A 24,108-nucleotide genomic window follows, 5' to 3' on the forward strand; every position below is an offset into this window, starting at 1 on the left:
GCCGTAGTCTCGAAGCCAGGACGGCGTGGCGGAGAGAACGGTGACGACGAGACGGACCGAACACCCCCGGGGGGAAGAACCCGCCGGCCTGCGGGCCAAGGACGGTCTTCTCGTGCCCGGGGGAGTCGTGGGTGACGGCCGCTACCGGCTGCTCGCCCAGTTCGGCGTGGACAAGCGCGCCGCCGCCCAGCTCTGGCGGGCCCAGGACGGGCAACTGCGCCGCGACGTCGCGCTCACCCTGCTGATCGGCGACTCCGGCGACCACGCCGCTGCCACCGCCGCGCGCCGCACCCTCGAGCGCGCCGCGCACACCGCCCGCATCACCCACCACGGCCAGGCCCGCATCCTCGACGTGCTCGGCCCCGGCAACGGCATCGGCGTCGGCGAGGGCCTGCTCGGCATCATCGTCGCGGACTGGGCGCAGGGCACCGACCTCGTCGACGTCATCGCCGAGCACCCGCTGCCGCCCGCCACCGCCGCCCGGCTGCTCGAACCGCTGGCGGGCGCGGTCGAGGCCGCGCACCACCAGGGCCTGGTCCTCGGCGTCGACCACCCGCAGCGGGTGCGGGTCAGCGCCGAGAGCACGCTCAAGCTCGCCTTCCCCGGACCGCTGCCGCAGGCGTCGCTGTTCGACGACGTGCGCGGCCTCGGCGCGATCCTGTACTTGCTGCTCACCAGCCGGTGGCCGCTGCCGAACCCGCCAGCGGGCGTGGCCAGGGCGCCGATCGGTCCGGACGGCCGGGTCGTCGCGCCGCGGGCGATGTACGGCTACATCCCGCACGACCTGTCCGCCGCCGCCGTGCGCTGCCTCGACGACTCGCCGGGCGGCATCCGCACCGCGGCCGGGCTGATCCGCGTCCTCGAGCGGGCCAAGTCCATCCCCGACGTCACCCAGACCATCGCCGCGGTCGACGACGACGAGGAGGACTACCTCGACGACGACGGCGCCGTGTGGACCACCCGGCGCCCGAGCAACAACCGGTCCAAGCGGCGCAAGCTCGCCATCGGCGTCACCACCCTGGCCGTGGCCACCGTCGGCGTGCTGGCCTGGCTGGGCACCCAGCTCATCGGCTTCTTCGGCAGCGACGGCACCGCCGCGGGCGGTCCGGTGGCCGTGGCCCCGCCGCCGGGCGGCAACACCCCCAGTGCCCCAGCGCAGCCCGCCCCGCCCAAGCCCATCGACGCGGCCAACGTCCAGGTGTTCAACACCAAGGGCACCCCGGACAACCCGAAACGGGTCAACCGCGCGGTCGACGGCGACCCCGCCACGGGGTGGCGGACCGACAAGTACCAGAACCCGTTCCCGGCGCTCAAGCCCGGCGTGGGCATCATGGCCTCGTTCGCCGAGGCGGTGCCGTTCGCCGAGGTCGTCATCGACTCGCCCAGCCCCGGCACGGTCGTCGAGATCCGCAGCGCGCCCTCGGAGAAGCCCGACCTCGACGAGACCAAGGTGATCGGCAAGGCCACGCTGCAGGAGGGGCAGACCAAGCTGCAGCTCGACGCGGCCGAACCGACCCAGCACCTGCTGGTCTGGATCACCACCCTGGGCGAGGGCAACGTCTCCGAACTGGTCGAGATCGACTTCACCCGGACGGGCTGATCGCACCCGCAAACCCCTCTCGGTGCGGGTCACACCGCGCTCACCTCGACCGTTACCCTGTTCGCGTGACCGCCGCTGCCAGCTCGGACGCCGACCTCATCGCGGCGCACGCCGCAGGGGACCCGCGCGCTTTCGCGGAGATCGTGCGCCGCCACCGGGACCGGATGTGGGCTGTCGCGCTGCGCACGCTGCGCGACCCGGAGGAGGCGGCGGACGCGCTCCAGGAGGCGTTCATCTCGGCCTTCCGCGCCGCGGGCTCGTTCCGCGCGGAGTCCCAGGTCACGACGTGGCTGCACCGGATCGTGGTCAACGCCTGCCTGGACCGGGTGCGGCGCAGGCAGGCCCGCCCGACCGTCCCGCTGCCCGAGACAGGCCCTGGCGAGCCGGTCACGCCGCGCGACGCGATGTCCGAGCGGGAGACCAAGCTGGTGGTGCAGACCGCGCTGCGGGAGCTCTCGGATGACCAGCGCGTCCCGATCCTGCTCGTGGACGTCGAGGGGTACTCCGTCGCCGAGACCGCGAAGATGCTGGGCATCGCCGAGGGCACGGTCAAGAGCCGCTGCGCGCGGGGCCGGGCCAAGCTCGCGAAAGTTCTCGGGCATCTGCGGAACCCCGATGCAGATGCGAACGTCCCAGGTAGCGCTGTTGACGGAAGAGGTGTGCCGACCAGGCGCCAGCGGGAGGGACGATGACGGACGAGGTTCGGGGCGGTCGTGGCCCCTGGTCTGTCGACCTGCTGGCAGACCTGCACGCCGGGGTCCTCGACCCCGCGCAGAGCCAGCGGCTCTGGGCCCAGGTGAACACCGACCCGCAGGCGCGGGCGGTGCTCGACGCCCTGGAGTCGGTGCGCACCGGGCTAGGCGACCTGGGGGCCGCCCCGGTGGAGCCGATGCCCGCCCAGTTCTCCGCGCGCCTCGACGCCGCGCTCGAGGCTGAGGCCCGCCGGGCCTTCGGTGGCGGCGTGGCGGTGGCGCCACCGCAGAACGCCGGGCAGCAGCCGCTCCCGCAAACGTTTGCCCCCGTGGTCAGCCTGGATCAGGCGCGTCGGCGCAAAGGGCGGGTCGCGGCCTGGGCGGGCGGCCTGGTGACCGCCGCGGCAGCCGCTGTGGCGCTGGCCTTCGTCGTGCTGCCCAACACCACCGACGGCACCGCGGTGCCGCCCTCGGCCATGCTGCCCGGCGATCAGGGCCCCGGATCCGAGCGGCCGCTGGCCGTGGGCCGGGGCGACCTCGGCGCGGCCATCGGCAAGGTCGGCACCGACAAGGACTACGGCGCGCTCAGGGACCAGGCGGGCCTGGACCGCTGCCTGCGGGCCAACGACATCGACGCGACCACGGCGCAGGTCGTCGGCGTCAAGCCGGTGACGCTGGACGGCACCCCGGGCACGCTGGCGATCCTGCTGCCGCCGGGGGAGCTGGGCAAGCTGCAGGTCCTGGTGGTCAAGCCGGACTGCGCGCCGATCGCCAACGAGGTCATCGGCCGCTGAACCGGCGCGTGGCCCGGAACAACGCACCCCTACCATCGCGTTGACACCATCGCGGCCTGGGACACCCCAGACGCCTGTCATCGCGTTTTCAACGGAGGGGCCAGCATGGCTGCGGAAGCGGACCAGATCCGAAACCTGATCATCATCGGTTCCGGGCCTGCGGGGTACACGGCGGCCGTCTACGCCGCGCGGGCGCAGCTCAACCCGCTGGTCTTCGAGGGCTCGCAGTTCGGCGGCGCCCTGATGACCACGACCGAGGTCGAGAACTTCCCCGGCTTCCGCGACGGCATCATGGGCCCGGACCTGATGGAGCAGATGCGCGCCCAGGCCGAGCGCTTCGGTGCCGACCTGCGCGCCGAGGACGTCGACGAGGTCGACCTCACCGGCGAGGTCAAGCACGTGACCGTGAGCGGCGTGCGCCACTCGGCCCGCGCGGTCGTGCTGGCGATGGGCGCCGCGGCGCGCTACCTGAACGTGCCCGGTGAGCAGCGGCTGCTCGGCCGCGGCGTGTCCTCCTGCGCCACCTGCGACGGGTTCTTCTTCCGCGACCAGGACATCGCCGTGCTCGGCGGCGGCGACTCGGCGATGGAGGAGGCGACCTTCCTGACCCGCTTCGCCAAGTCGGTGACGATCGTGCACCGCCGCGAGGACTTCCGCGCCTCCAAGATCATGCTGGAGCGGGCCCGGGCCAACGACAAGATCCGCTGGCAGCTCAACTCCGAGGTGACCGAGGTGCTCGGGGAGCAGAAGGTCGCGAGCCTCAAGCTGCGCAGCACCGTCGACGGCACGGAGTCCGAGCTGCCCGTCAGCGGCTTCTTCCTGGCCATCGGGCACGACCCGCGCAGCGAGCTGGTCAAGGGCCAGGTCGAGGTGGACGGTGAGGGCTACGTCATCACCAAGCCGGGGTCGACCTGCACCAACCTCGACGGCGTGTTCGCCGCGGGCGACCTCGTCGACCACACCTACCGGCAGGCGATCACCGCCGCGGGCTCCGGCTGCTCGGCCGCGATCGACGCCGAGCGGTGGCTGGCCGAGCACGGCTCGGCGGCCGCCGAGTCGGCCCCTGAGCTGGTCGGCGGCGGCTACGGCACCACGACCGGCTGACGCGCCGAACACCGAGCAACCCTCGACCGGGGCCCGCACGTCCTCTCAGCGACGTGTGGGCCCCGCGCGTTGGACACGCCCCTTTCGGGTGGGCGCGGGGCAGACAGGGCACAATGGTGAGCCGTCAAGGATTCCGCGCCCAGCGCAGCAGTCGTGCGGGGCGCTCGACCGGAGAGCGAGGGTGCATGCGGGTACTCCGCCGCGGCGATGAGGGACCGGCCGTGGCCGAGGTGCGGTCCACGCTCGCCGCGTTGGGCCTGATGCCTCCGGCCGAAGGGCAGGCCGAGCCCGCCGTGTTCGACCCGGTCGTCGAGCACGCCATCCGCGCGTTCCAGCAGCAGCGGGGGCTGATCACCGACGGCCTGGTCGGACCGGCCACCTACCGCGCGCTGCGCGACGCGACCCACCAGCTCGGCGGCAGGCCGCTGGCCTACCTGGTCTCCGCCCCGCTCACCGGCGACGACGTGGTGACGCTGCAGGAACGGCTGCTGGAGCTGGGCTACGACGCGGGCCGCGCCAACGGCGTGTTCGGCCAGCAGACCGAACTCGCGCTGCGCATCTTCCAGCGCGACTACGGCCTCACCGTCGACGGCATCTGCGGCCCGGGGACCGTCCGCGCCCTGCGCCAGCTCTCCCCGCGCGCCAGCGGTGGCCGCCCGGTGCTGCTGCGCGAGCAGGAGCGGGTCCGCCGCTCCGGCCCCCGCCTGCGCGGCAAGCGCATCGTCATCGATCCCGGCCACGGCGGCGCCGACCAGGGCGTCGTCGTCAACGGGGTGCTCGAGCGGGACCTGATGTGGGACCTGGCGACCCGGCTCGAGGGCCGGATGGTCGCCACCGGCATGGAGGCGCTGCTCACCCGGGGCCCCGACCAGTGCCCGGACGAGGGCGAGCGCGCCCGCTTCGCCAACGACGCGGGCGCCGACCTGGTGCTCTCGCTGCACTCCGACGCCAACAGCTCCCCGCACGCCCAGGGCGTCGCCAGCTTCCACTTCGGCACCGCCAACCGGACCACCACCTCCAGCCTCGGTGAGGCCATGGCAGGCCTGGTCCAGCGCGAGCTGGTCAAGCGCACCAACCTGCGCGACTGCGGCGCCCACCCGAAGACGTGGGACCTGCTGCGGCTGACCCGCTGCCCGGCCGTGCGGATCGAGATCGGCTACCTCACCAACGCCGACGACCGCGCCCGGCTCAGCGACCCGCGCTTCCGCGACGTCATCGCCGAGGGCATCGTGGTCGCCGTGAAGCGCCTCTACCTGCTGGGGGAGAACGACCAGCCCACCGGCACCTTCACCTTCGCCGACGTGATGGCGCACGAGGTGCTGTCCAAGGGCTGAGGCCGCTCAGCCCCGCTGCAGGACGGGGCTGGCGGTGCTGACCGAGACGGTGTTCAGGAGCTGCTCCAAGGCGGCCTCGACGTCTTCCTTCCACGTGATGCCGGTGCGCAGGTCCAGGCGCAGACGGGGCCAGCGGGGGTGCTGGCGGACCGTCTTGAAGCCGACGCTGGTGAGGAAGTCGGCGGGCACGACGCAGGAGCGCTCCTCGTCCGGGTCGGCGTCGCCGAAGGCCTCGATGGCCTTGACGCCGCGCCGGGTGAGGTCCTTGGCGACCGCCTGCACCAGCATCCGGCCCAGCCCGCCGCCGCGGAACTCCGGCAGCACGTGGAAACCGGTCAGCACGACCGCGTCCGGGCTGATGGGGGAGGTGGGGAAGGCCGAGGCCCTGGGCACCGCGTTGGGCGGGGCGTAGAGGACGAAGCCGACCGGCAGCTTGTCGCTGTAGGCCACGCGGCCGCAGGAACCCCACTCGAGCAGGACGCTGGAGACCCAGGCCTCCTTCTCCAGCTCGGTGCTGCCGAATTCCTCGGCTTGCTCCTGCAGGTGCGGCGCCAGCTCCCAGTACACGCAGCCTCGGCAGTGCTTCGGCAGGTGCTCCAGGTTGTCCAGCGTGACGCCGACGACACGTCGCGACACCCAACCTCCTGTGCCTTGGACACCGTGGCCGCTTGACGCCGCCTGTCGCGGCTCCGGAGTGAAGATCACCGACGGCGAGTTACCCGCTCAACAATAGGACGGTGGCGGGTGCGCCGGTACCGGTAGGACCGAATATCGGAGGTAAGTCACCCCTCCGGTTACACTCGATTGGACCCTGAACAGCGACGGAGCCCCCGATGACGACGCCAGGACAGCCAGACAGAGCAGGCTCCCGGAGCCTGGACCCGCACCTGCGGCGCTACGCGGCGCGCGCGGCGGGGATGACCGCATCCGAGGTCAGGGCGCTGTTCGCGGTGGCGTCCCGGCCCGAGGTGGTCTCGCTGGCGGGCGGGATGCCCAACCTGGCGGCGCTGCCGCTGGAGTCGCTGTCCGACCAGGTCGGCCAGATCATCGCCGAGGAGGGGCTCACCGCCCTGCAGTACGGCTCGGCGCACGGCGTCCCGCGGCTGCGCGAGCAGATCTGCGAGGTCATGGCCCTGGAGGGCATCACCGGCCACCCGGACGACCTGGTCGTGACGGTGGGCTCGCAGATGGCCCTGGACCTGGTCACCCGCATCTTCTGCGACCCGGGCGACATCGTGCTGGCCGAGGGCCCGTCGTACGTCGGCGCGCTGGGGACCTTCGCGTCGTACCAGTGCGAGGTCCGGCACGTGGTGATGGACGAGCACGGCCTCGTCCCCGCCGCGCTGCGCGAGGCGCTGGACCAGGCCGCGAAGGCCGGGCGCCGGGTGAAGTTCCTCTACACGATCCCGAACTTCAACAACCCCGCAGGCGTGACGATGGCCGTCGAGCGGCGCTCCGAGGTGCTCGACATCTGCGCCGCGCACGACGTCATGGTGGTCGAGGACAACCCGTACGGCCTGCTCGGCTTCGACGGCCAGATCTACCCGGCGCTGCGCTCGATGGACCGCGACAACGTCATCTACCTGGGGTCGTTCTCCAAGACCTTCGCCTCCGGCCTGCGGGTCGGCTGGGCGCTGGCCCCGCACGCGGTCCGGGAGAAGCTGGTCCTGGCCGCTGAGTCGGCGGCCCTGTGCGCGCCGACGCTCAACCAGATGATCGTGTCCCGGTACCTGGCCACGCACGACTGGAAGGGCCAGATCAAGTCCTTCCAGACCATGTACCGCGAGCGCCGCGACGCGCTGATCTCCGGCCTGGAGCAGCACATGCCCGCCGGGTGCACGTGGACCAACCCCGACGGCGGCTTCTTCGTCTGGATGACCGTCCCGGAGGGCGTGGACACCAAGGCGATGCAGCCGCGCGCGGTCACCGCCCGGGTGGCGTACGTGCCGGGCACCGGCTTCTACGCCGACGGGTTCGGCAGCCGCCAGATGCGCCTGTCGTTCTGCTACCCGCCGCCGGAGCGCATCTCCGAGGGCGTGCGGCGGCTGGCGGTCGTGCTGGCGCAGGAGATCGACCTGCTCAACACCTTCGGGCCGACCACGAGCCGCTCGCTGAGCGGGCCGCAGACGCCTTCCCCCGACACGGCCTGAGCGCGGCGGCGGGGTACCGTCCGGTGCCCGTCCGCTGAACCACCGCTAGGAGTGCGCCGTGTCCGACCACTGGGTTGCCGTGCTGGCCGGGGGCCTGTCCCACGAGCGCGACGTGTCGCTGCGCTCGGGCCGCCGGGTGTCGGCCGCGCTGCGCTCGGTCGGGATCACGGTGGAGGAGTGGGACGCCGACGCGTCGCTGCTGCCCCGGCTGCGCGACTCGCGCCCGGACGCCGTGGTCATCGCCCTGCACGGCGGCGAGGGGGAGAACGGGTCGATCCAGACCGTCCTCGACCTGATGGGCGTGCCGTACGTGGGCGCCGGGGTCGACGCGTGCCGCCGGGCGTGGGACAAGCCGTCGGCCAAGGCGGAGCTGCGCCGGGCCGGGCTGCTGACCCCGGACTGGGTCGTGCTGCCGCACCAGGCGTTCCGGGAGCTGGGGGCGCGGCCGGTGCTGGATTCGATGGTCGAGCGGCTCGGGCTGCCGATGATGCTCAAGCCCGACCAGGGCGGCTCGGCGCTGGGCGCGCAGGTCGTGCGCGAGGCGGCGGAGCTGCCCACGGCGATGGTGGGTTGCCTGGCCTACAGCGACTCGGTGCTGGCCGAGCGCTACGTCGCCGGGGTGGAGGTGGCGGTGACGGTCATCGAGGACCAGGACGGCCCGCGCGCGCTGCCCGCCGTGGAGATCACGCCCGCGTCCGGCGTCTACGACTACACCGCCCGCTACACCGCCGGGCTCACGACCTTCCACACCCCGGCGCGCCTGGCGCCGCCGGTGGCCGAGGCGGTCGCGGACCTGGCCGTGTCGGCGCACCGGTTGCTCGGGTTGCGGGACGTGTCCCGCACCGACGCCGTTGTCGACGCCGACGGTGCGGTCCACTTCCTCGAGGTGAACGTCTCCCCGGGGCTGACCGAGACCTCGCTGGTGCCGATGGCGTTCGAGGCGGCCGGTCTGTCCTTCGGGGAGACCTACGCGGAGCTCGTCGAGCGGGCCATCAGCCGCTCACTTTGAGCAATTTCCCGACACGCACAGCAATCGTCACCGTGACATAAGACCCCGGTGTGATGCCATGCGGCCGTTTCATGTCTGATTTGCCCCTTTGTCGGACATCATCTCGACGATGCGCTCCAGGTCGTCGACCGACCCGAACTCGACCACGATGCGGCCCTTGCGGCGGCCCAACTCGACCTTGACCCTGGTGTCGAACTTGTCGGAGAGCCGCTCGGCGACCGCCTGGAGGCCGGGCGCCTGCATCGGCTTGCGCGGGGCGACCTTCGGCTTGGCCGGGGCGGCGCCCTTCGCCAGGGTCACCGCCTCCTCGGTCGCGCGCACCGACAACCCCTCGGCGACGATGCGCGTGGCCAACTCCTCCTGCGCCCCCGCGTCGTCCAGACCGAGCAGCGCGCGGGCGTGCCCGGCCGAGAGCACCCCGGCCGCGACCCGGCGCTGCACGGGGAGGGGGAGCTTGAGCAGCCGGATGGTGTTGGTGATGACCGGCCTGCTGCGGCCGATCCGCCCGGCGAGCTCCTCGTGCGTCACGGCGAACTCGTCGAGCAACTGCTGGTAGGCCGCCGCCTCCTCCAGCGGGTTGAGCTGGACGCGGTGGATGTTCTCCAGCAGGGCGTCGCGCAGCATGGCGTCGTCGGCGGTCTGCCGCACGATCGCCGGGATGCGCTCGAGCCCGGCCTGCTGCGAGGCGCGCAGCCGCCGCTCGCCCATGACGAGTTCGAAGGTGTCGCCGCCGAGCTCGCGCACCACGATCGGCTGCATGAGGCCGAACTCGCGGATGGAGTGCTCCAGCTCGCTGAGCGCCTCCTCGTCGAAGACCTGCCGGGGCTGCTTCGGGTTCGCCGTGATCGCCGAGATCGGGATCTCCCGGTAGACCGCGCCCGCGACGTGCTGCGGCTCCGGTTCGACCGCGACGGCGGGGGATGAGGTGGGCGACGGCCTCGGCAGCGTGCGCCCGGCCGGGGCGGGCTGGCCGGTGTCGCCGCCGCCCGTCGGTGGACCTTGGGGGATGAGCGCGGCGAGACCGCGGCCCAGTCCTCCCTTGCGTCCGGCAGGTCCACTCATCAGTGCCTCTCCGCTCCTCGTTCGGCAACCTCGCGCGCGGCGTCCAAGTAGCTCAGGGAGCCGCGGGAGCCCGGGTCGTAGGCGAGCACGGTCTGCCCGTAGCCGGGTGCCTCGGAGACCTTCACGCTGCGCGGGATGACGGTCCGCAGCACCGTGTCGCCGAAGTGGTGGCGCACCTCGGTGGTCACCTGGTCGGCGAGCTTGGTGCGACCGTCGTACATGGTGAGCAGGATGGTGGAGACCACCAGGGAGCGGTTCAGGTGCGCCTGCACCAGCTCGATGTTGCGCAGTAGCTGACTGAGCCCCTCCAGCGCGTAGTACTCGCACTGGATCGGGATGAGCACCTCCTGCGCGGCGACCATCGCGTTCACCGTGAGCAGCCCGAGCGAGGGCGGGCAGTCGATGAAGACGTAGTCCGGGTTCAGCTCGTCGAGCGCCTCGTCGGTCAGCGCCTCCTTGAGCCGTGCCTCCCGGTTCTCCATGGAGACCAACTCGATCTCCACACCGGCGAGGTCGATCGTCGCGGGCACGCAGAACAGGTTGTCCGACTGGTCGCTCACGGCGGCGGCGTCGGCGAGGGTCAGCTCGCCGAGCAGCACCTCGTAGATCGACGGCGTGCCGGACCGGTGCTCGATCCCGAGCGCGGTGCTGGCGTTGCCCTGCGGGTCGAGGTCGATGACGAGCACCTTGAGCCCGTGCATCGCCAGCGCCGCCGCCAGGTTCACCGTGCTGGTCGTCTTGCCGACGCCGCCCTTCTGGTTGGCGACGGTCAGCACGCGGCGGTGGGTGGGGCGGGGGAACATCCGGTCGGGGTGCTTGAGCCGGGTGGCGCGCGCCGCCTCCTCGGCGATCGGCGTCCAGCCCGAGACGGCGTTGGGGGAGGGCTGGTCCATCATCAGCACCCCCCACTCAGTTTCACGTGGAACATCATGGCTCCGATCTCAAGCTCGGTGTGCACGCTGATCCCTTCTGGTCCGCCCAGGCCGTTCGCGCCTGCCCGCGGACTTCACACGTTCGATGACGACCACGGTCGTCGGTTCGTCGAGCTGAGCGCCGCAGGTCTCGACCCGGGCCTTGCCGCCGCCCAACCTGGAGATGGCCACCTGGTCCCGCTCGATCTCCTCGGCCGCACTGGCCCCCTTCAGCGCCACCAGGCTGCCGCCTTCGCGGAGCAGCGGAAGGCACCACCCGGAGAGCTTGGCCAGCGGGGCGACCGCGCGGGCGGTGACCACGTCGGCTCCCGCCACCTCGTCACGCACGGCGCGCTCCTCCGCGCGCCCCCGAACCACGCTGACCGTCGACAGGCCCAGAGTCTCCACGACCTCGTCCAGCCACGCCACCCGCCGAGCCATCGGCTCCACCAACGTCACCTCCAGGTCCGGCCGGGCGATCGCCAGCGGGACACCGGGCAACCCGGCCCCCGACCCGACGTCGACCACCCGAACCCCCTCGGGCACCCGCTCCTCCAGCACCGCCGAGTTCAGCACGTGCCGTCCCCACAGCCGCTCGACCTCACGCGGTCCGATCAGTCCCCGCTCCACGCCGTGCGCAGTCAGCAGCCGGACGAACTCCACGGCGAGCCCCACCCGCTCCCCGAAGACCGCCCCGGCGACCGAGGGCACCTCCACCGGCTCAACCTCGGTCATGCCAACCCCACTCCATGTTCCACGTGAAACCCGCTCGCCCATTGTTGCCCATAACCCAGAGTGGAGACCCCCAACCCGCCCGCACCCGGTTCCACGTGAAACCGGCTGGACAGTTCCACGTGAAACACAAAGCGGGCCTCCCCCTGACGAAAGGGGAGGCCCGCTCGGAAGCTCGTCGCACTACTGCGGGAAGACGACCACGCGCCTGCGCGGGTCTTCGCCCTCGCTCTCGCTGTGCACGCCCGACACGGTCGCCACCGCGTCGTGGACCACCTTGCGCTCGAAGGGGGTCATGGGCTGGAGGCGGGCGCGCTCGCCGGTTTCGAGGACCTTCTTGGCGGTCGCGCGACCGAGGTCGGACAGCTCGTCCCGGCGGTCGGCGCGCCAGCCCGCGATGTCGAGCATCAGTCTGCTGCGGGTGCCCGTCTCCTGCTGGACGGCGAGGCGGGTCAGCTCCTGCAGCGCCTCGAGCACGTTGCCGCGGGGACCGACGAGCTTCTCCAGGTCCTCGCCGCCGTCGATGCTCACGACCGCCCGGCTGGCTTCGACATCGAGGTCGATGTCGCCGTCGTAGTCGAGGACGTCGAGGAGGCGCTCCAGGTAGTCGCCTGCGATGTCGCCCTCCTGGACCAACAGCTCCTCGGTGGTCGGGCCGCTGCGCGCGTCAGCGTCCGTGGTGCCCTCGGCCTGGTCGGTCGCCACCTGGTCGGTCGCTTCCTGCACCGTCTCCGGCACGGTTTCTCCTCTCCGGGTCGGACCGCGTCAGCGGTTCTTCCGACCCGACTTCTTGCTGCGGGATCGGTCCGTCATCAGACCGGGAACCTGGGGGTCGCTCGACGCGTTCCGCTCGGCGGCGCTGTCGGTGGACTCGCCCTGCCCCTCGATGGGGGAGGAGGGCTGCTTCGAAGCCTGTGCCTTCTGGCCGGGCTGCGGCTTCTGACCGGGCTGGGGCTTCTGACCGGTCCTGGGCTTCTGCCCCGGCTTGGGCGCGGCGGCGGTGCGCTTGGCGAGCGCGGCCTCCTTGGCGGCGGCCTCCTCGGCGTCGATCTTCTTGTAGACGAAGCGCTGCTGCCAGAGGGTCCAGCTGTTGTTGCTCAGCCAGTACATGATCAGACCGATGGGGAAGAAGAAGCCACCGACGAGCACACCCAGCGGGAAGATGTAGAGCGTCAGCTTGTTCATGATCGCGGTCTGCGGGGTGGCGGCGTCCGGGTTCTGCCTGCCGACCGAGTGGCGCGCGGTCAGGTGGGTCAGCGCGCTGGCGGCGATCATCAGCGGGATGGCCACGGCGATGATCGCACCGCGCGAGACCTCGAAGCCGTTGATGTTCAGCTCGGCGGCGGGCTGGGTGATGTAGTTGCCCAAGCGGGCGCCGAGCAGGTTGGCGTCGATGTAGGACGAGACGCCCTGCTCGTCGAAGAAGTAGTTCTCGGTCTTGCCCGGCTTGAACTCGCGCAGCACGTGGAACAGGCCGATGAAGACCGGGATCTGCAGCAGCATCGGCAGGCAGCCGCCCAGCGGGTTGACGCCGTGCTGCGACTGAAGCTTCTGCATCTCCTGCGCGAGCTTCTGCTTGTCGTTGGCGTACTTCTTCTGGAGCTTCTTGATCTCCGGCGCGAACTCCTGCATCTTCTTCATGGAGCGCACCTGGTTGACCATGGGCTTGAACATCAGCGCGCGCAGCGTGAAGACCAGGAACACGATGCCCAGCGCCCACGAGATGGCGCTCGACTCACCGAAGACGTGGCCGAAGACCCAGTGCCAACACCAGAGGATGAAGGACACCGGGTAGTAGATGAAATCGAGCACGGACTACTCCTCGGTGGCTGATCGGTCTGCCGGGCTGCTGTTCTTCCCGGGATCGGTCTTGGTTGTCCTCGGCGGGACGGGATCGAGCCCGCCGGGGTGCCAGGGCCCGCACCGCAGCAGTCTGCGCACGGCGAGCCAGACGCCGCGCAGCGCGCCGTGGACGGTGATCGCCTCGACGGCGTAGGTGCTGCAACTGGGGTAGAAGCGGCAGGCGGGCGGCAGGTACGGCGAGATCCACCTGCGGTAGCCGTGCACCGGGAGTAGCAGGACGCGGGCGACCAGCCCGGGGCGCGCGGGCGCGTCCCCGCGGTCGTCCACCGCTGTGCCGTCGTTCACGCCCCACCGCCAGTCCGCGGATCGGTGCCACCGGCCGCCAGGCCGAGCCTGCGCAGCGCGGCGTCGAAGTCGCGGCCGAGCTCGGCGCTGCTCGCGGCGGCCGCCATCGGAAGTGCCCGCACGACCAACGCGCTCCCCGCGGGGAGAGTTCCGAGCCGGTCGCGGACGACGTGCCGGAGCCTGCGGGAGACCCGGTGGCGGACCACCGAGTTGCCCACCGCCTTGCTCACGACGAAACCGACCCTCGGCGCCCCGGAGGTCCGGTGCGCGCGGGGGTCGGCTTCGGGTACTGGAGTGCTCACCGGCGCCTGGCTTCCCTGCGACAAGGCGTGCAGCACGAGCCTCGGACGGCCCGCACGACGGCCACGCCTGGTCACCGTGCGGAAGTCCGCGCCGCTGGTCAGCCGAGAGGCCGCGGGGAGCACGGCGGCGGCTGGATCAGGCCGACAGCTTGCTGCGGCCCTGGCGGCGGCGGGCAGCGACGATCGCGCGACCGGCGCGGGTGCGCATGCGCAGGCGGAAGCCGTGCGTCTTGGCGCGGCGGCGGTTGTTCGGCTGGAAGGTGCGCTTGCTCACGAGTCTGTCTCCCGGTCTGGCTGGACTGGCTTGAGTCTCCACGGCCCCCTGCCGGTGCGTGGCCGCCGGTGGCCGCAGCCCGGTCGCTTTGCACGACGGGCACGCGGAACCCACCCGCCGCAAGCGGGAGACCTTATGAGGGTACGCACCGCCCCGCCCGGCACCAAACCGGGGTCCGCCGAGCGGGGCGGCGCCTTGTGGCGGCAGGGCTGCGTTGTTACGGTGCGGACCCTTGGCCGACGGGGGGGCGGGAGCCCTGCCGGGCGGCCGCAGCCGAGCCCCTGAGTACCGTGGAGCACCCGCGTGGCGCGCTTCCTGGGGTTCGCCGTACCTTCGTGCCCGCAGAACAGTGCACAGATGTGGACAAACCTGTGGATGCCCGTTTGACGGCGCCGGTCACCCGGGTCAGCCTTGGCGATGAGCGCATGAGGGGAGGGGAGCGGCGGTGTCCGAGCACCAGGTGAACCTGGGTGTCGTGTGGGAACAGGTCGTGCGGGAGCTCTCCGCCGGGACCCTGTCGCCCTCGCAGCGGGCGTGGATGCGGATGACCCGCCCCATCGGCCTGTTGGACGGGACCGCGCTGCTGTCCGCGCCGAGCGACTTCGCCAAGGAGGCGATCGAGCGCGCGCTGCGCGAGCCGATCACCGCCGCGCTCTCGCGCCGCCTCGGCCGGGTCGTGTCGCTGGCGGTCAAGGTCGACGTCGCGCCCGCGCCCAGCGCCAGGCCCGCGCCGCCCGCCCCGGCCCAGACCGCGGTCATGCCGCCGCTGGGCATCGACGGCGACACCGTCACCATCCCGGCCGAGGTCGCCGCCGGGGGCACCCCGCCGGGTCTGCCCGAGCCGCTCCCGCTCGACGACGACGACTCCGAGGAAGTGGACGAGGAGCGCGACGGGCTCGCGGCCGTCCACGAGATCTGGCCGACCTTCACCGGCCAGCCACCGGAGACCGGGCAGCCGTTCACCGCGCCCGCCCAGCCGCAGACGTCCAAGACGCGGCTGAACGAGAAGTACAACTTCGACACCTTCGTCATCGGCGCGTCGAACCGGTTCGCGCACGCGGCGTCGGTCGCTGTCGCCGAGGCCCCGGCCAGGGCGTACAACCCGCTGTTCATCTGGGGCGAGTCGGGTCTGGGCAAGACCCACCTGCTGCACGCGGTCGGGCACTACGCGCAGCGCCTGTTCCCCGGGATGCGGGTGCGGTACGTCTCGACCGAGGAGTTCACCAACGACTTCATCAACTCGCTGCGCGACGACCGCAAGGTGGCCTTCCAGCGCCGCTACCGCGACATCGACGTGCTGCTGGTCGACGACATCCAGTTCCTCGAGGGCAAGGAAGGCACCCAGGAGGAGTTCTTCCACACCTTCAACACCCTGCACAACTCGAACAAGCAGATCGTCGTCTCCTCCGACCGGCCGCCCAAGCGGCTGGAGACGCTGGAGGACCGGCTGCGCACCCGGTTCGAGTGGGGCCTGATCACCGACATCCAGCCGCCCGAGCTGGAGACGCGCATCGCCATCCTGCGCAAGAAGGCCGCCCAGGACCGGCTCGCCGCCCCCGCCGAGGTGCTGGAGTTCATCGCCGCCCGGGTCGAGGCCAACATCCGCGAACTCGAGGGCGCCCTGATCCGGGTGACCGCGTTCGCCTCCCTCAACCGCCAGCCGGTCGACGTCGCCCTGGCCGAGATCGTCCTGCGCGACCTGATCGCCGACTCCCAGGCCCCCGAGATCAGCGTCACCACGATCATGGGCGTCACCGCCGAGTACTTCGGGGTGAAGATCGACGACCTCTGCGGCCCCGGCAAGACCAAGGCGCTGGCCCAGGCCCGGCAGATCTCGATGTACCTGTGCCGCGAGCTCACCGACCTGTCCCTGCCCAAGATCGGCCAGACCTTCGGCGGCCGCGACCACACCACGGTCATGCACGCCGACAAGAAGATCCGCAAGGAAATGGCCGAACGGCGCCGCGTGTACGACCAGGTCCAAGAGCTGACCACCCGCATCAAGCAGCGCGCCCGCGGCTGACCGCCCCGGCACCGCACCCCGGTGTCCCACGCTGCCCGGTTCACGCCGGTCCTGAGCGTTATTGGGGCGGTGGAGCACCCTCCACCGCCCCAATAACCAGGCGCTCGGCCCCGAACCCGCTGATCCCGTGACCCGGGCTCAGCACCCCCGCCCCTCGCCAGGTCCTGGCGGGGGGCGACTTTATTGCCACGGGGGACGCCCCTCCCCACGCCCAGAAAACTCGGCCTCCCCGCGAACTCGCGCCATCCCGCCCCACCGGAAACCCCACCCTCCCGACACGGCCACGCCCCGCCGCCGGCACGCTGTGCACGGCGCACGGCACCAGGTGGAGCCGACCAGCCGACCCACTCGCGCTCGATTCATATTGCTCCAGGGCGGGCCACTCCCCACCCGCAGAAAGAACCGGGCCTCCGGCGCGCTGCGCGCCAAGTCCAGCACCCGGCAGAGCCGACCGGGCCGCCTGCCCGCGCCCGAGAGTTATTGCCCCAGGGGATGGGCCTCCCCACTCGCAAAAAAATTCGTCGCCGGTCGGGCCGCGGTCGGTCTCCTGGTCCCGATCGGATGCCCCGGACCACGCGCAAAGCCGGACCTGCTGTCACGACCGCGAGCTGCCGCCGGCACGCTGTGCGCAGGACCCGGCACCAAGTGGAGCTGATCAGTCGCTCCGCACGCGCGCGCCCCTTATTGGCGCGGGGGACAGCGCTCCCCACACCCAGGAAACTCGACCACCCGGCCGGGCGGGCAGCGCGGGCCGGCACGCTGTGCATGGCGCCCGGAACACCCGGCCACGCCGCCGAGCCCCACCGGTTTATTGCTGGTGGGGAGGCTCATCCCCACCAGCAATAAGTTCGCCGTCGCCCGGGGTGCCGACTGGTGCCCGACCAGCGGCCGGCACGCTTGGCGAGTCCCGAAATGGTCGCGGTCACCCGCTTGACCTGTCACACCGCGGACGTCGGTCGCCGCCCGCCACCGCAGTTGTTATTGCCGACGTGGACGACCCCCCTCGCCAGCAATAAACCCCGTCGCTCAGCGCACGTCCCGTGCCGCCCGTCTTACTGACGCCGTGCAGCGGTCAGCGCAGCCCCAGAAAAGTTCGCCCGCCCCGGCCGGGGCGGGCTCCGGGATGGGCAGACAGGGGCACCGAGACGGGTGTGGGGACCGCTCCGCCGGGGTAGAAAACCGTTGGCAGCGCTGGGAATGGGTGGTCTCGGTCACCGAAACAGGGGAGTTTGCCTGTGCATAACCCTGTGGGCGGTTGCGTCGTAGCCTGTTGGCAACTTGGCCAACTTCTGGGGATGGAGATGTGGACAACTCGGCCGCCCTGTGGACAGATCAAGCCTGTGGATAACTCCTCCACAGACCGGTCACTTTGTCCACAACTTGTCCACAGGGGTTATCCACATGGGGACAGGGGCTCCGACCTGCTGATACAGCAGTTATCCACACAATCCACAGCCCCTACTGTTACTACTATCTTTTCTCTCTTCCAGAAGAATAAAAGCTAGAAATAAGCGGGCTGTGGATCTGTGGACCAGCGGCGGTCGGGCAGCGGCTGGAGCAGTGGGCGCAGTGGCTCCCGAGGTGACGGGCGGGCTGGGCACGCTCTACGGTTGGGCCCTACAGCGTGGACAGCCCGACCGGTCCGATGGCGCGACACGGTGCGCCCTGCTGGCGGTGGTCGGGCCTGGAAAGGACTCCCATGAAGATCCGCGTCGAGCGCGACGGCCTCGCCGACGCCGTTGCCTGGGTCGCCCGCAGCCTCCCGTCCCGGCCACCGGTCCCCGTCCTCGGCGGGGTTCTGCTCGACGCCGGGTCAGCCGAGGGCGAGGCGGAGGGCCTGACGGTCTCCGGTTTCGACTACGAGGTCTCGGCCACGGTCGGCGTCCCCGCGACGATCGCCGACGGCGGCCGGACCCTGGTCTCGGGCAGGCTGCTGGCCGACATCACCAAGTCGCTGCCCAACCAACCGGTCGAGATCTCCGTCGACGGGTCGCGGGTGGCCATCTCCTGCGGCAGCGCCAAGTTCAGCCTGCCGACCATGCCGGTCGACGACTACCCGCAACTGCCCGCGATGCCCCAGCACGCCGGGGAGCTCGCGGGCGAGGTCTTCGGCCAGGCGGTCAGCCAGGTGGCGGTCGCGGCGGGCAAGGACGACACGCTGCCGATGCTCACCGGCGTCCGGGTCGAGATCACCGGGGAGAAGCTGACCTTGGTCGCGACCGACCGGTTCCGGCTGGCGATGCGCGAGTTCGAGTGGAAGAACTCCGGCGACGTCGAGGACGCCGCCGTGCTCGTGCCCGCCCGCACCCTGGCCGACGCGGCCAAGGCGCTGGGCAGCGCGGGGCGCTCAGTGGAGCTGGCGCTCTCGCCGACCGACGGCCTGCTCGGCCTGTCCGGCTCCGGGCGCCGCACGACCAGCCGCCTGCTCGACGCGGAGTTCCCGCGCTACCGGCAGCTCCTGCCCAGCGAGCAGACCTCCGCGGCGATCATCGGCGTCGCCCCGCTCGTCGAGGCCATCAAGCGCGTGTCGCTGGTGGCCGAGCGGGGAACCCAGGTCCGGCTGGAGTTCGCCGACGGCGTGCTCCGCCTGTCCGCGGGTGGCGACGACGAGGGGAGCGCGGAGGAGGAGCTGGCGGTGGACTTCACCGGCGAGCCGGTGACGATCGCGTTCAACCCCGGCTACCTGCAGGACGGTCTGGCCGCGCTGCACTCCGACCGCGCCGAGCTGTCGTTCACCACCCCGAACCGGCCCGCGCTGATCAAGCCGGTCGGCGCGGAGGGCGAGGTCACCCCCGGCTACCTCTACCTGTTGATGCCGGTGCGCCTGCCAGGCTGATCGCCGGCACACCACGAGGATGGAGACAAACGTGCAGCTCGGACTGGTCGGCTTGGGCAAGATGGGCTTCAACATGCGCGAGCGCTTGCGCAAGGGAGGCCAAGAGGTCGTCGGCTACGACCGAAACCCCGACGTGAGCGACGCGGAATCCCTGGCCGACCTGGTCAGCAAGCTCGAGGCGCCGCGCGTGGTGTGGGTGATGGTCCCCGCCGGGGAGGCCACCCGGGCCACCGTGGCCGAGCTCCACGACCTGCTCAGCGAGGGCGACCTGGTCATCGACGGCGGCAACTCCCGCTACACCGAGGACAGGGTCAACGCCGACCTGCTCGCGGCCAAGGGCATCGGCTACCTCGACTGCGGGGTGTCCGGCGGGGTCTGGGGCAAGGACAACGGCTACGGCCTGATGGTCGGCGGCGACGCCGAGCACGTCGAGCGGGCAATGCCGATCTTCGACGCGCTGCGCCCGGAGGGGCCGCGCGACGAGGGCTTCGCGCACGCGGGCAGCACCGGCGCGGGCCACTACGCGAAGATGGTGCACAACGGCATCGAGTACGGCCTGATGCAGGCCTACGCCGAGGGCTTCGAGCTGCTGGAGGCCGCCAACGAGGTCACCGACGTCGCGGCCACCTTCAAGGCCTGGACCCGGGGCACGGTCGTGCGCTCCTGGCTGCTCGACCTGCTGGTCAAGGCGCTGGAGGAGGACAAGGGCCTGAGCCAGCTCTCCGGCTACGTCGAGGACTCCGGCGAGGGCCGGTGGACCGTCGAAGAGGCGGTCCGCCACTCGGTGCCCGCGCCGGTGATCTCCGCGGCGCTGTTCGCCCGGTTCGCCTCGCGCCAGGACAACTCGCCCGCGATGAAGGCCGTCGCCGCGCTGCGCAACCAGTTCGGCGGGCACGCCGTGCACAAGGCGGGCCCGAGCTCGGGCACCGGCGCGACCCCCGAGTAGTGCACGTCCGGCACCTGCAGGTCGTCGACTTCCGCTCCTGGGAGCAGGCCGACCTGGAGCTCGAGCCAGGGGCGTCGGTGCTGGTCGGGCGCAACGGCCAGGGCAAGACGAACCTGGTCGAGGCGATCGGCTACGTGGCGACCCTGGGATCGCACCGGGTCGCCACCGACGCGCCGCTGGTCCGCCTCGGCGCGCAGCAGGCGATCATCCGCACGGCGGTGGTCAACGACGGCCGGGAGCTCACCGTCGAGTTGCAGATCACCCCGGGCAAGGCCAACCGGGCGCGGGTCAACCGCGGCCCGGTGCCCCGGCCCCGCGACGTGCTGGGCATCCTGCGCACCGTCCTGTTCGCGCCGGAGGACTTGGCCCTCGTCCGCGGCGACCCGGGGGAGCGGCGCCGGTTCCTCGACGACCTGCTGGTGCTGCGCGCGCCCCGGTACGCCGGTGTGCGCGCGGACTACGACCGGGTGCTCAAGCAGCGAAACGCCCTGCTCAAGAGCGCGGCGACCAACCGGCGCGCGCGCCGCTCGGACCCGGACGCCCTGGTCACGCTGGAGGTGTGGGACGGGCACCTGGCCACGCACGGGGCCCAGCTCCTCGCGGCCCGGCTGGACTTGGTGGCCGACCTGGGTCCACTCGCGGCGGCCGCCTACGCGGGGGTCGCACCGGAGTCCCGCCCGGCGCGCGTCGACTACCGCTCGAAGATCGAGGACTCACTTCCCGAGGGGTACGGGAAGGATGGTGGGCAGCGCGCCGACCCGGAGGTCGTCGCCGACGCGCTGCTCGCGGAGATGGCACGCAGGCGCGACCAGGAGCTGGAGCGCGGGGTGAGCCTGGTGGGCCCGCACCGCGACGAGTTGGACCTGGTGCTCGGCGACGCCCCGGCCAAGGGGTACGCCAGCCACGGCGAGTCGTGGTCGTTCGCGCTCGCGCTGCGGCTCGGGTCCTACGAGCTGCTGCGCGCCGACGGGGCCGAGCCGGTGCTCGTGCTCGACGACGTGTTCGCCGAGCTGGACCGGCTCAGGCGCCAGCGGCTGGCCGAGGTGGCCGTCGCAGCCGAACAGGTGCTGGTGACCGCCGCGGTGGAGGAGGATGTGCCCTCGGAGTTGCGCGGCACGCGCTACGCCGTGGTGGACGGGACGGTGAGACGTGTCTGATCGGGGCCCGGCCGACGCCGACGACCTGTTCGGCGGCTCGCTGCGACCGTCACGGCGAGTGACATCCCCAGGCGCGCGCTTCCGCACGTCTGGGGATAAACCTGTGGATAGTGTGGATAACACCGGGTCGAAGGGGCCGTCTGGAGTACCCGATAGGGGCTTCGGCGGCCAACGATCCACACCCACCGGTGGACAACTGCCCGATTCATCCACAGGCACGCCCCCGGGTGTGGGAGAGCCGAGTGCGGAGCGTGGTGGGCCCGGTGGGGGTGGGCAACCCGAACAGCCCAAGGGCGCTGATCTTGCCAGAGCCGCTCTCGCCGCCGCGCGGGAGGTCGCCAAGGCCAAGCCGCGCCGCCGCGGTGTTCCACGTGGAACAGCCACCGGTGGCGGCTCCCGGGCCCGGCGCCGGTGGTCGGGGGCGGGCAGTGACGACCGCGACCCGCAGCCGCTGGGCAGGCTCGCGTCCCGGATCGCCGCCGACCGCGGCTGGCACCAGAACCTGTCCGGCGGGCAGGTGTTCGGCCGGTGGGCGCAACTGGTCGGGCCGGAGGTCGCCGAGCGCGCCAAGCCCATCGTCCTCAAGGACGGGGAGTTGACGGTGCAGGCCGAGTCGACCGCCTGGGCCACCCAGCTCCGGCTCATGCAGCGCCAACTGCTCAGCAGGATCGCCGCCGGAGTGGGCCGTGACGTGGTGAAAAGCCTGCGCGTGCTCGGCCCGGCCGCCCCGAGTTGGCGCTACGGGCCCAGGCACGTCCCCGGCCGCGGACCACGGGACACCTACGGCTGAACCTGGCGCGTCGAAGCCGTGTGGCGGGTGGCCGGACCCGTCGGCGTTTGCTCTGATGGCTCTGTGAGCAAGCCAGGGGTGTCCTTGGGCCCCTTCTGGGAGGGTCCACCGGTAGTATGTGGGGGAGGATGTGCGGGCAGGCTAACGGCGGCCCGTCGAACATCGCCGTCGCCGTCGGTCCGACGAGCTGATCCGAGTACGAGGAGACACCGCGCACGTGGCATCAGACAAGCAGGAGAACGCGTACGGCGCCGGGTCCATCGGGGTTCTCAAGGGCCTCGAGGCCGTCCGGCTCCGGCCGGGCATGTACATCGGCTCCACCGGTGAGCGCGGTCTGCACCACCTGATCTGGGAGATCGTCGACAACTCCGTCGACGAGGCGATCGGTGGCTACGCGACCAAGGTCGAGGTCACCCTGCTCGCCGACGGCGGTGTGCAGGTGGTCGACGACGGTCGCGGCATCCCGGTCGACGAGCACCCGGAGGAGAAGCGGTCCGCGCTCGAGGTCGTCATGACCGTGCTGCACGCGGGCGGCAAGTTCGACGGCGAGAGCTACGCGGTCTCCGGTGGTCTGCACGGCGTCGGCATCTCCGTGGTCAACGCGCTGTCGACCCGGCTCGACGCGGTCATCAAGCGCCAGGGCCGCGTCTGGACCCAGACCTACCGCGACTCCGAGCCGGTCACCCCGGTCGTCGAGGGCGAGGAGACCAGCGAGACCGGCACGACCATCTCGTTCTGGCCGGACCCGAAGATCTTCGAGACCACCGACTTCAACCTGGAGACGGTCGCGCGCAGGCTGCAGGAGACGGCGTTCCTCAACAAGGGCCTGATCATCGTCCTGCGCGACGAGCGGGTCACCGAGGCCGAGCAGGAGCCCGACGCGGCAGGCGAGCCCGCCAAGGCCAAGGAGCGGGTGTACCACTACCCGGGCGGCCTCGAGGACTTCGTCAAGCACATCAACCACTCGCGCGAGGCCATCCACAAGACCGTCATCGCCTTCGAGGCCGAGGACAAGCAGCGGCACATCCAGATCGAGGTCGCGATGCAGTGGAACACCGGCTACACCGAGTCGGTCTACACCTACGCGAACATCATCCACACGCCCGAGGGCGGCACCCACGAAGAGGGCTTCCGCGCCGCGCTGACCCGGGTGGTCAACGTCTACGCGCGCGAGAAGAAGCTGCTCAAGGAGAAGGACGCCAACCTCGGCGGCGACGACGTGCGCGAGGGCCTGGCCGCGATCGTGTCGGTGAAGCTGGCCGAGCCCCAGTTCGAGGGCCAGACCAAGCAGAAGCTGGGCAACACCGAGGTCAAGACGTTCGTGCAGCAGACCTGCAACGAGTGGCTGGCCGACTGGTTCGAGCGCAACCCGGCCGACGCCAGGACGATCGTCACCAAGGCGGTCTCGTCCGCGCAGGCGCGCCTGGCCGCCCGCCGGGCCCGCGAGCTGGTGCGCCGCAAGGGCGCGCTGGACCTCGGCGGCCTGCCCGGCAAGCTCAAGGACTGCCGCTCCACCAACCCGGAGGAGTGCGAGCTCTACATCGTGGAGGGCGACTCCGCGGGCGGCTCGGCCAAGGAGGGCCGCGACTCCAAGTTCCAGGCCATCCTGCCCATCCGCGGCAAGATCATCAACGTGGAGAAGGCCCGCCTGGACCGGGTGCTCAAGAACACCGAGGTGCAGAGCCTCATCACCGCCCTGGGCACCGGCATCCAGGAGGACTTCGACGTCGCCAAGCTGCGCTACCACAAGATCGTGCTGATGGCCGACGCCGACGTCGACGGCAAGCACATCACCACGCTGCTGCTGACGCTGCTGTTCCGCTTCATGCGCGGGCTCATCGAGCAGGGGTACGTCTACCTCGCCCAGCCGCCGCTGTACAAGATCAAGTGGCAGCGGACCGACCCCGAGTTCGCCTACTCCGACCGCGAGCGCGACGCGCTGATGGCCGAGGGACTGGCGAACGGCCGGAAGATCAACAAGGAAGACGGCATCCAGCGCTACAAGGGCCTCGGCGAGATGAACGCCGAGGAGTTGTGGGAGACCACGATGGACCCGTCGTTCCGGCTGCTGCGCCAGGTCACCCTGGACGACGCCGTCCAGGCCGACGAGCTGTTCAGCGTCCTGATGGGCGAGGACGTCGAGGCCCGCCGGTCGTTCATCACCCGCAACGCCAAGGACGTCCGGTTCCTCGATGTCTGATCAGACAGCCTGATCGGACAGTCGAACCGCGCGCACCCGCACAG

The 24,108-nt window shown here is 71.4% G+C and carries 22 protein-coding genes; 13 read left to right on the forward strand and 9 right to left on the reverse strand.

Annotated elements, in window-relative coordinates; all coding sequences use genetic code 11:
- Window positions 1–112 precede the first annotated feature (112 nt).
- The 5 genes from GCL84_RS11305 (at window position 113) to GCL84_RS11325 (ending at window position 5,524) form a co-directional block, all read left to right on the forward strand.
- On the forward strand, window positions 113–1,600 hold the full coding sequence (locus GCL84_RS11305) for a protein kinase family protein (protein ID WP_156755387.1): 1,488 nt from the start codon (window positions 113–115) through the stop codon (window positions 1,598–1,600).
- Window positions 1,601–1,665: 65 nt separating this feature from the next.
- On the forward strand, window positions 1,666–2,292 hold the full coding sequence (gene sigM, locus GCL84_RS11310; RefSeq protein WP_156755388.1) for an RNA polymerase sigma factor SigM: 627 nt from the start codon (window positions 1,666–1,668) through the stop codon (window positions 2,290–2,292).
- Window positions 2,289–3,086, forward strand: a complete 798-nt coding sequence (locus tag GCL84_RS11315) for an anti-sigma factor (RefSeq protein WP_156755389.1) — start codon at window positions 2,289–2,291, stop codon at window positions 3,084–3,086. Before sigM ends, GCL84_RS11315 begins: the two co-directional genes overlap by 4 nt.
- A gap of 105 nt (window positions 3,087–3,191) precedes the next feature.
- Window positions 3,192–4,190 carry a thioredoxin-disulfide reductase gene (gene trxB / locus GCL84_RS11320; RefSeq protein WP_156755390.1) on the forward strand — a complete coding sequence of 333 codons (999 nt, stop codon included), beginning with the start codon at window positions 3,192–3,194 and terminating at the stop codon, window positions 4,188–4,190.
- Window positions 4,191–4,375: 185 nt separating this feature from the next.
- On the forward strand, window positions 4,376–5,524 hold the full coding sequence (locus GCL84_RS11325; RefSeq protein WP_156755391.1) for an N-acetylmuramoyl-L-alanine amidase: 1,149 nt from the start codon (window positions 4,376–4,378) through the stop codon (window positions 5,522–5,524).
- 6 nt (window positions 5,525–5,530) lie between these two features.
- On the opposite strand, the gene GCL84_RS11330 is transcribed toward GCL84_RS11325, so the two are convergent.
- Entirely contained in the window at window positions 5,531–6,160 is a 630-nt protein-coding gene (locus tag GCL84_RS11330; RefSeq protein ID WP_156755392.1) for a GNAT family N-acetyltransferase, read from the reverse strand.
- A gap of 197 nt (window positions 6,161–6,357) precedes the next feature.
- Between GCL84_RS11330 and GCL84_RS11335 the strand changes: the two genes are divergently transcribed.
- The gene (locus GCL84_RS11335; protein WP_156755393.1) at window positions 6,358–7,674 is read left to right on the forward strand and encodes an aminotransferase-like domain-containing protein; all 1,317 of its coding nucleotides are present in this window, start codon (window positions 6,358–6,360) and stop codon (window positions 7,672–7,674) included.
- 58 nt (window positions 7,675–7,732) lie between these two features.
- Window positions 7,733–8,683 carry a D-alanine--D-alanine ligase family protein gene (locus GCL84_RS11340; RefSeq protein WP_156755394.1) on the forward strand — a complete coding sequence of 317 codons (951 nt, stop codon included), beginning with the start codon at window positions 7,733–7,735 and terminating at the stop codon, window positions 8,681–8,683.
- Between the two features lie 69 nt (window positions 8,684–8,752).
- Here the strand turns inward: GCL84_RS11340 and GCL84_RS11345 are convergent, their stop codons facing one another.
- The 8 genes from GCL84_RS11345 to rpmH form a co-directional block, all read right to left on the reverse strand.
- Window positions 8,753–9,745 (reverse strand): ParB/RepB/Spo0J family partition protein, encoded by a 993-nt coding sequence (locus GCL84_RS11345; protein ID WP_156755395.1) that lies wholly within the window; start codon window positions 9,743–9,745, stop codon window positions 8,753–8,755.
- Window positions 9,745–10,638: a ParA family protein gene (locus GCL84_RS11350; RefSeq protein ID WP_407924381.1), complete on the reverse strand. Its 894-nt coding sequence runs from the start codon at window positions 10,636–10,638 to the stop codon at window positions 9,745–9,747. Before GCL84_RS11350 ends, GCL84_RS11345 begins: the two co-directional genes overlap by 1 nt.
- 48 nt (window positions 10,639–10,686) lie before the next feature.
- The gene (gene rsmG, locus GCL84_RS11355; RefSeq protein WP_156755397.1) at window positions 10,687–11,391 is read right to left on the reverse strand and encodes a 16S rRNA (guanine(527)-N(7))-methyltransferase RsmG; all 705 of its coding nucleotides are present in this window, start codon (window positions 11,389–11,391) and stop codon (window positions 10,687–10,689) included.
- Window positions 11,392–11,571: 180 nt separating this feature from the next.
- Window positions 11,572–12,126 carry a Jag family protein gene (locus GCL84_RS11360; RefSeq protein ID WP_197523174.1) on the reverse strand — a complete coding sequence of 185 codons (555 nt, stop codon included), beginning with the start codon at window positions 12,124–12,126 and terminating at the stop codon, window positions 11,572–11,574.
- Window positions 12,127–12,153: 27 nt separating this feature from the next.
- Window positions 12,154–13,200, reverse strand: a complete 1,047-nt coding sequence (gene yidC / locus GCL84_RS11365; protein WP_156755398.1) for a membrane protein insertase YidC — start codon at window positions 13,198–13,200, stop codon at window positions 12,154–12,156.
- A gap of 3 nt (window positions 13,201–13,203) precedes the next feature.
- Window positions 13,204–13,536: a membrane protein insertion efficiency factor YidD gene (gene yidD / locus GCL84_RS11370; protein ID WP_235926156.1), complete on the reverse strand. Its 333-nt coding sequence runs from the start codon at window positions 13,534–13,536 to the stop codon at window positions 13,204–13,206.
- Window positions 13,533–13,961 (reverse strand): ribonuclease P protein component, encoded by a 429-nt coding sequence (gene rnpA / locus GCL84_RS11375; RefSeq protein WP_156755399.1) that lies wholly within the window; start codon window positions 13,959–13,961, stop codon window positions 13,533–13,535. Before rnpA ends, yidD begins: the two co-directional genes overlap by 4 nt.
- Before the next feature lie 13 nt (window positions 13,962–13,974).
- Window positions 13,975–14,112 (reverse strand): 50S ribosomal protein L34, encoded by a 138-nt coding sequence (gene rpmH, locus GCL84_RS11380; RefSeq protein WP_156755400.1) that lies wholly within the window; start codon window positions 14,110–14,112, stop codon window positions 13,975–13,977.
- 445 nt (window positions 14,113–14,557) lie between these two features.
- Between rpmH and dnaA the strand changes: the two genes are divergently transcribed.
- The 6 genes from dnaA to gyrB all read left to right on the forward strand — a co-directional run bounded on the left by dnaA (window position 14,558) and on the right by gyrB (window position 24,064).
- Complete coding sequence (gene dnaA, locus GCL84_RS11385) at window positions 14,558–16,135, forward strand: chromosomal replication initiator protein DnaA (RefSeq protein ID WP_156755401.1); 1,578 nt, start codon at window positions 14,558–14,560, stop codon at window positions 16,133–16,135.
- A gap of 1,699 nt (window positions 16,136–17,834) precedes the next feature.
- Window positions 17,835–18,971 carry a DNA polymerase III subunit beta gene (gene dnaN, locus GCL84_RS11390; protein ID WP_156755402.1) on the forward strand — a complete coding sequence of 379 codons (1,137 nt, stop codon included), beginning with the start codon at window positions 17,835–17,837 and terminating at the stop codon, window positions 18,969–18,971.
- Between the two features lie 31 nt (window positions 18,972–19,002).
- Window positions 19,003–19,917 (forward strand): phosphogluconate dehydrogenase (NAD(+)-dependent, decarboxylating), encoded by a 915-nt coding sequence (gene gnd / locus GCL84_RS11395; RefSeq protein ID WP_268891344.1) that lies wholly within the window; start codon window positions 19,003–19,005, stop codon window positions 19,915–19,917.
- The gene (gene recF, locus GCL84_RS11400) at window positions 19,917–21,074 is read left to right on the forward strand and encodes a DNA replication/repair protein RecF (protein ID WP_156755404.1); all 1,158 of its coding nucleotides are present in this window, start codon (window positions 19,917–19,919) and stop codon (window positions 21,072–21,074) included. Before gnd ends, recF begins: the two co-directional genes overlap by 1 nt.
- Before the next feature lie 229 nt (window positions 21,075–21,303).
- Window positions 21,304–21,864, forward strand: a complete 561-nt coding sequence (locus GCL84_RS11405) for a DciA family protein (RefSeq protein ID WP_235926157.1) — start codon at window positions 21,304–21,306, stop codon at window positions 21,862–21,864.
- Between the two features lie 217 nt (window positions 21,865–22,081).
- Window positions 22,082–24,064 carry a DNA topoisomerase (ATP-hydrolyzing) subunit B gene (gene gyrB / locus GCL84_RS11410; protein ID WP_156755405.1) on the forward strand — a complete coding sequence of 661 codons (1,983 nt, stop codon included), beginning with the start codon at window positions 22,082–22,084 and terminating at the stop codon, window positions 24,062–24,064.
- The last annotated feature ends 44 nt before the right edge of the window (window positions 24,065–24,108 follow it).

It is taken from the genome of Actinokineospora pegani, assembly GCF_009745975.1.
Classification (GTDB): Bacteria; Actinomycetota; Actinomycetes; order Mycobacteriales; family Pseudonocardiaceae; genus Actinokineospora; species Actinokineospora pegani.

Excerpts from the sequence above, each read along its gene's own strand:
- GCL84_RS11315 (WP_156755389.1), top strand. The coding sequence starts at position 2,289 with ATGACGGACGAGGTTCGGGGCGGTCGTGGCCCCTGGTCTGTCGACCTG.
- trxB (WP_156755390.1), top strand. The coding sequence starts at position 3,192 with ATGGCTGCGGAAGCGGACCAGATCCGAAACCTGATCATCATCGGTTCC.
- GCL84_RS11325 (WP_156755391.1), top strand. The coding sequence starts at position 4,376 with ATGCGGGTACTCCGCCGCGGCGATGAGGGACCGGCCGTGGCCGAGGTG.
- GCL84_RS11335 (WP_156755393.1), top strand. The coding sequence starts at position 6,358 with ATGACGACGCCAGGACAGCCAGACAGAGCAGGCTCCCGGAGCCTGGAC.
- GCL84_RS11345 (WP_156755395.1), bottom strand. The coding sequence starts at position 9,745 with ATGAGTGGACCTGCCGGACGCAAGGGAGGACTGGGCCGCGGTCTCGCC.
- GCL84_RS11350 (WP_407924381.1), bottom strand. The coding sequence starts at position 10,638 with ATGGACCAGCCCTCCCCCAACGCCGTCTCGGGCTGGACGCCGATCGCC.
- rsmG (WP_156755397.1), bottom strand. The coding sequence starts at position 11,391 with ATGACCGAGGTTGAGCCGGTGGAGGTGCCCTCGGTCGCCGGGGCGGTC.
- dnaN (WP_156755402.1), top strand. The coding sequence starts at position 17,835 with ATGAAGATCCGCGTCGAGCGCGACGGCCTCGCCGACGCCGTTGCCTGG.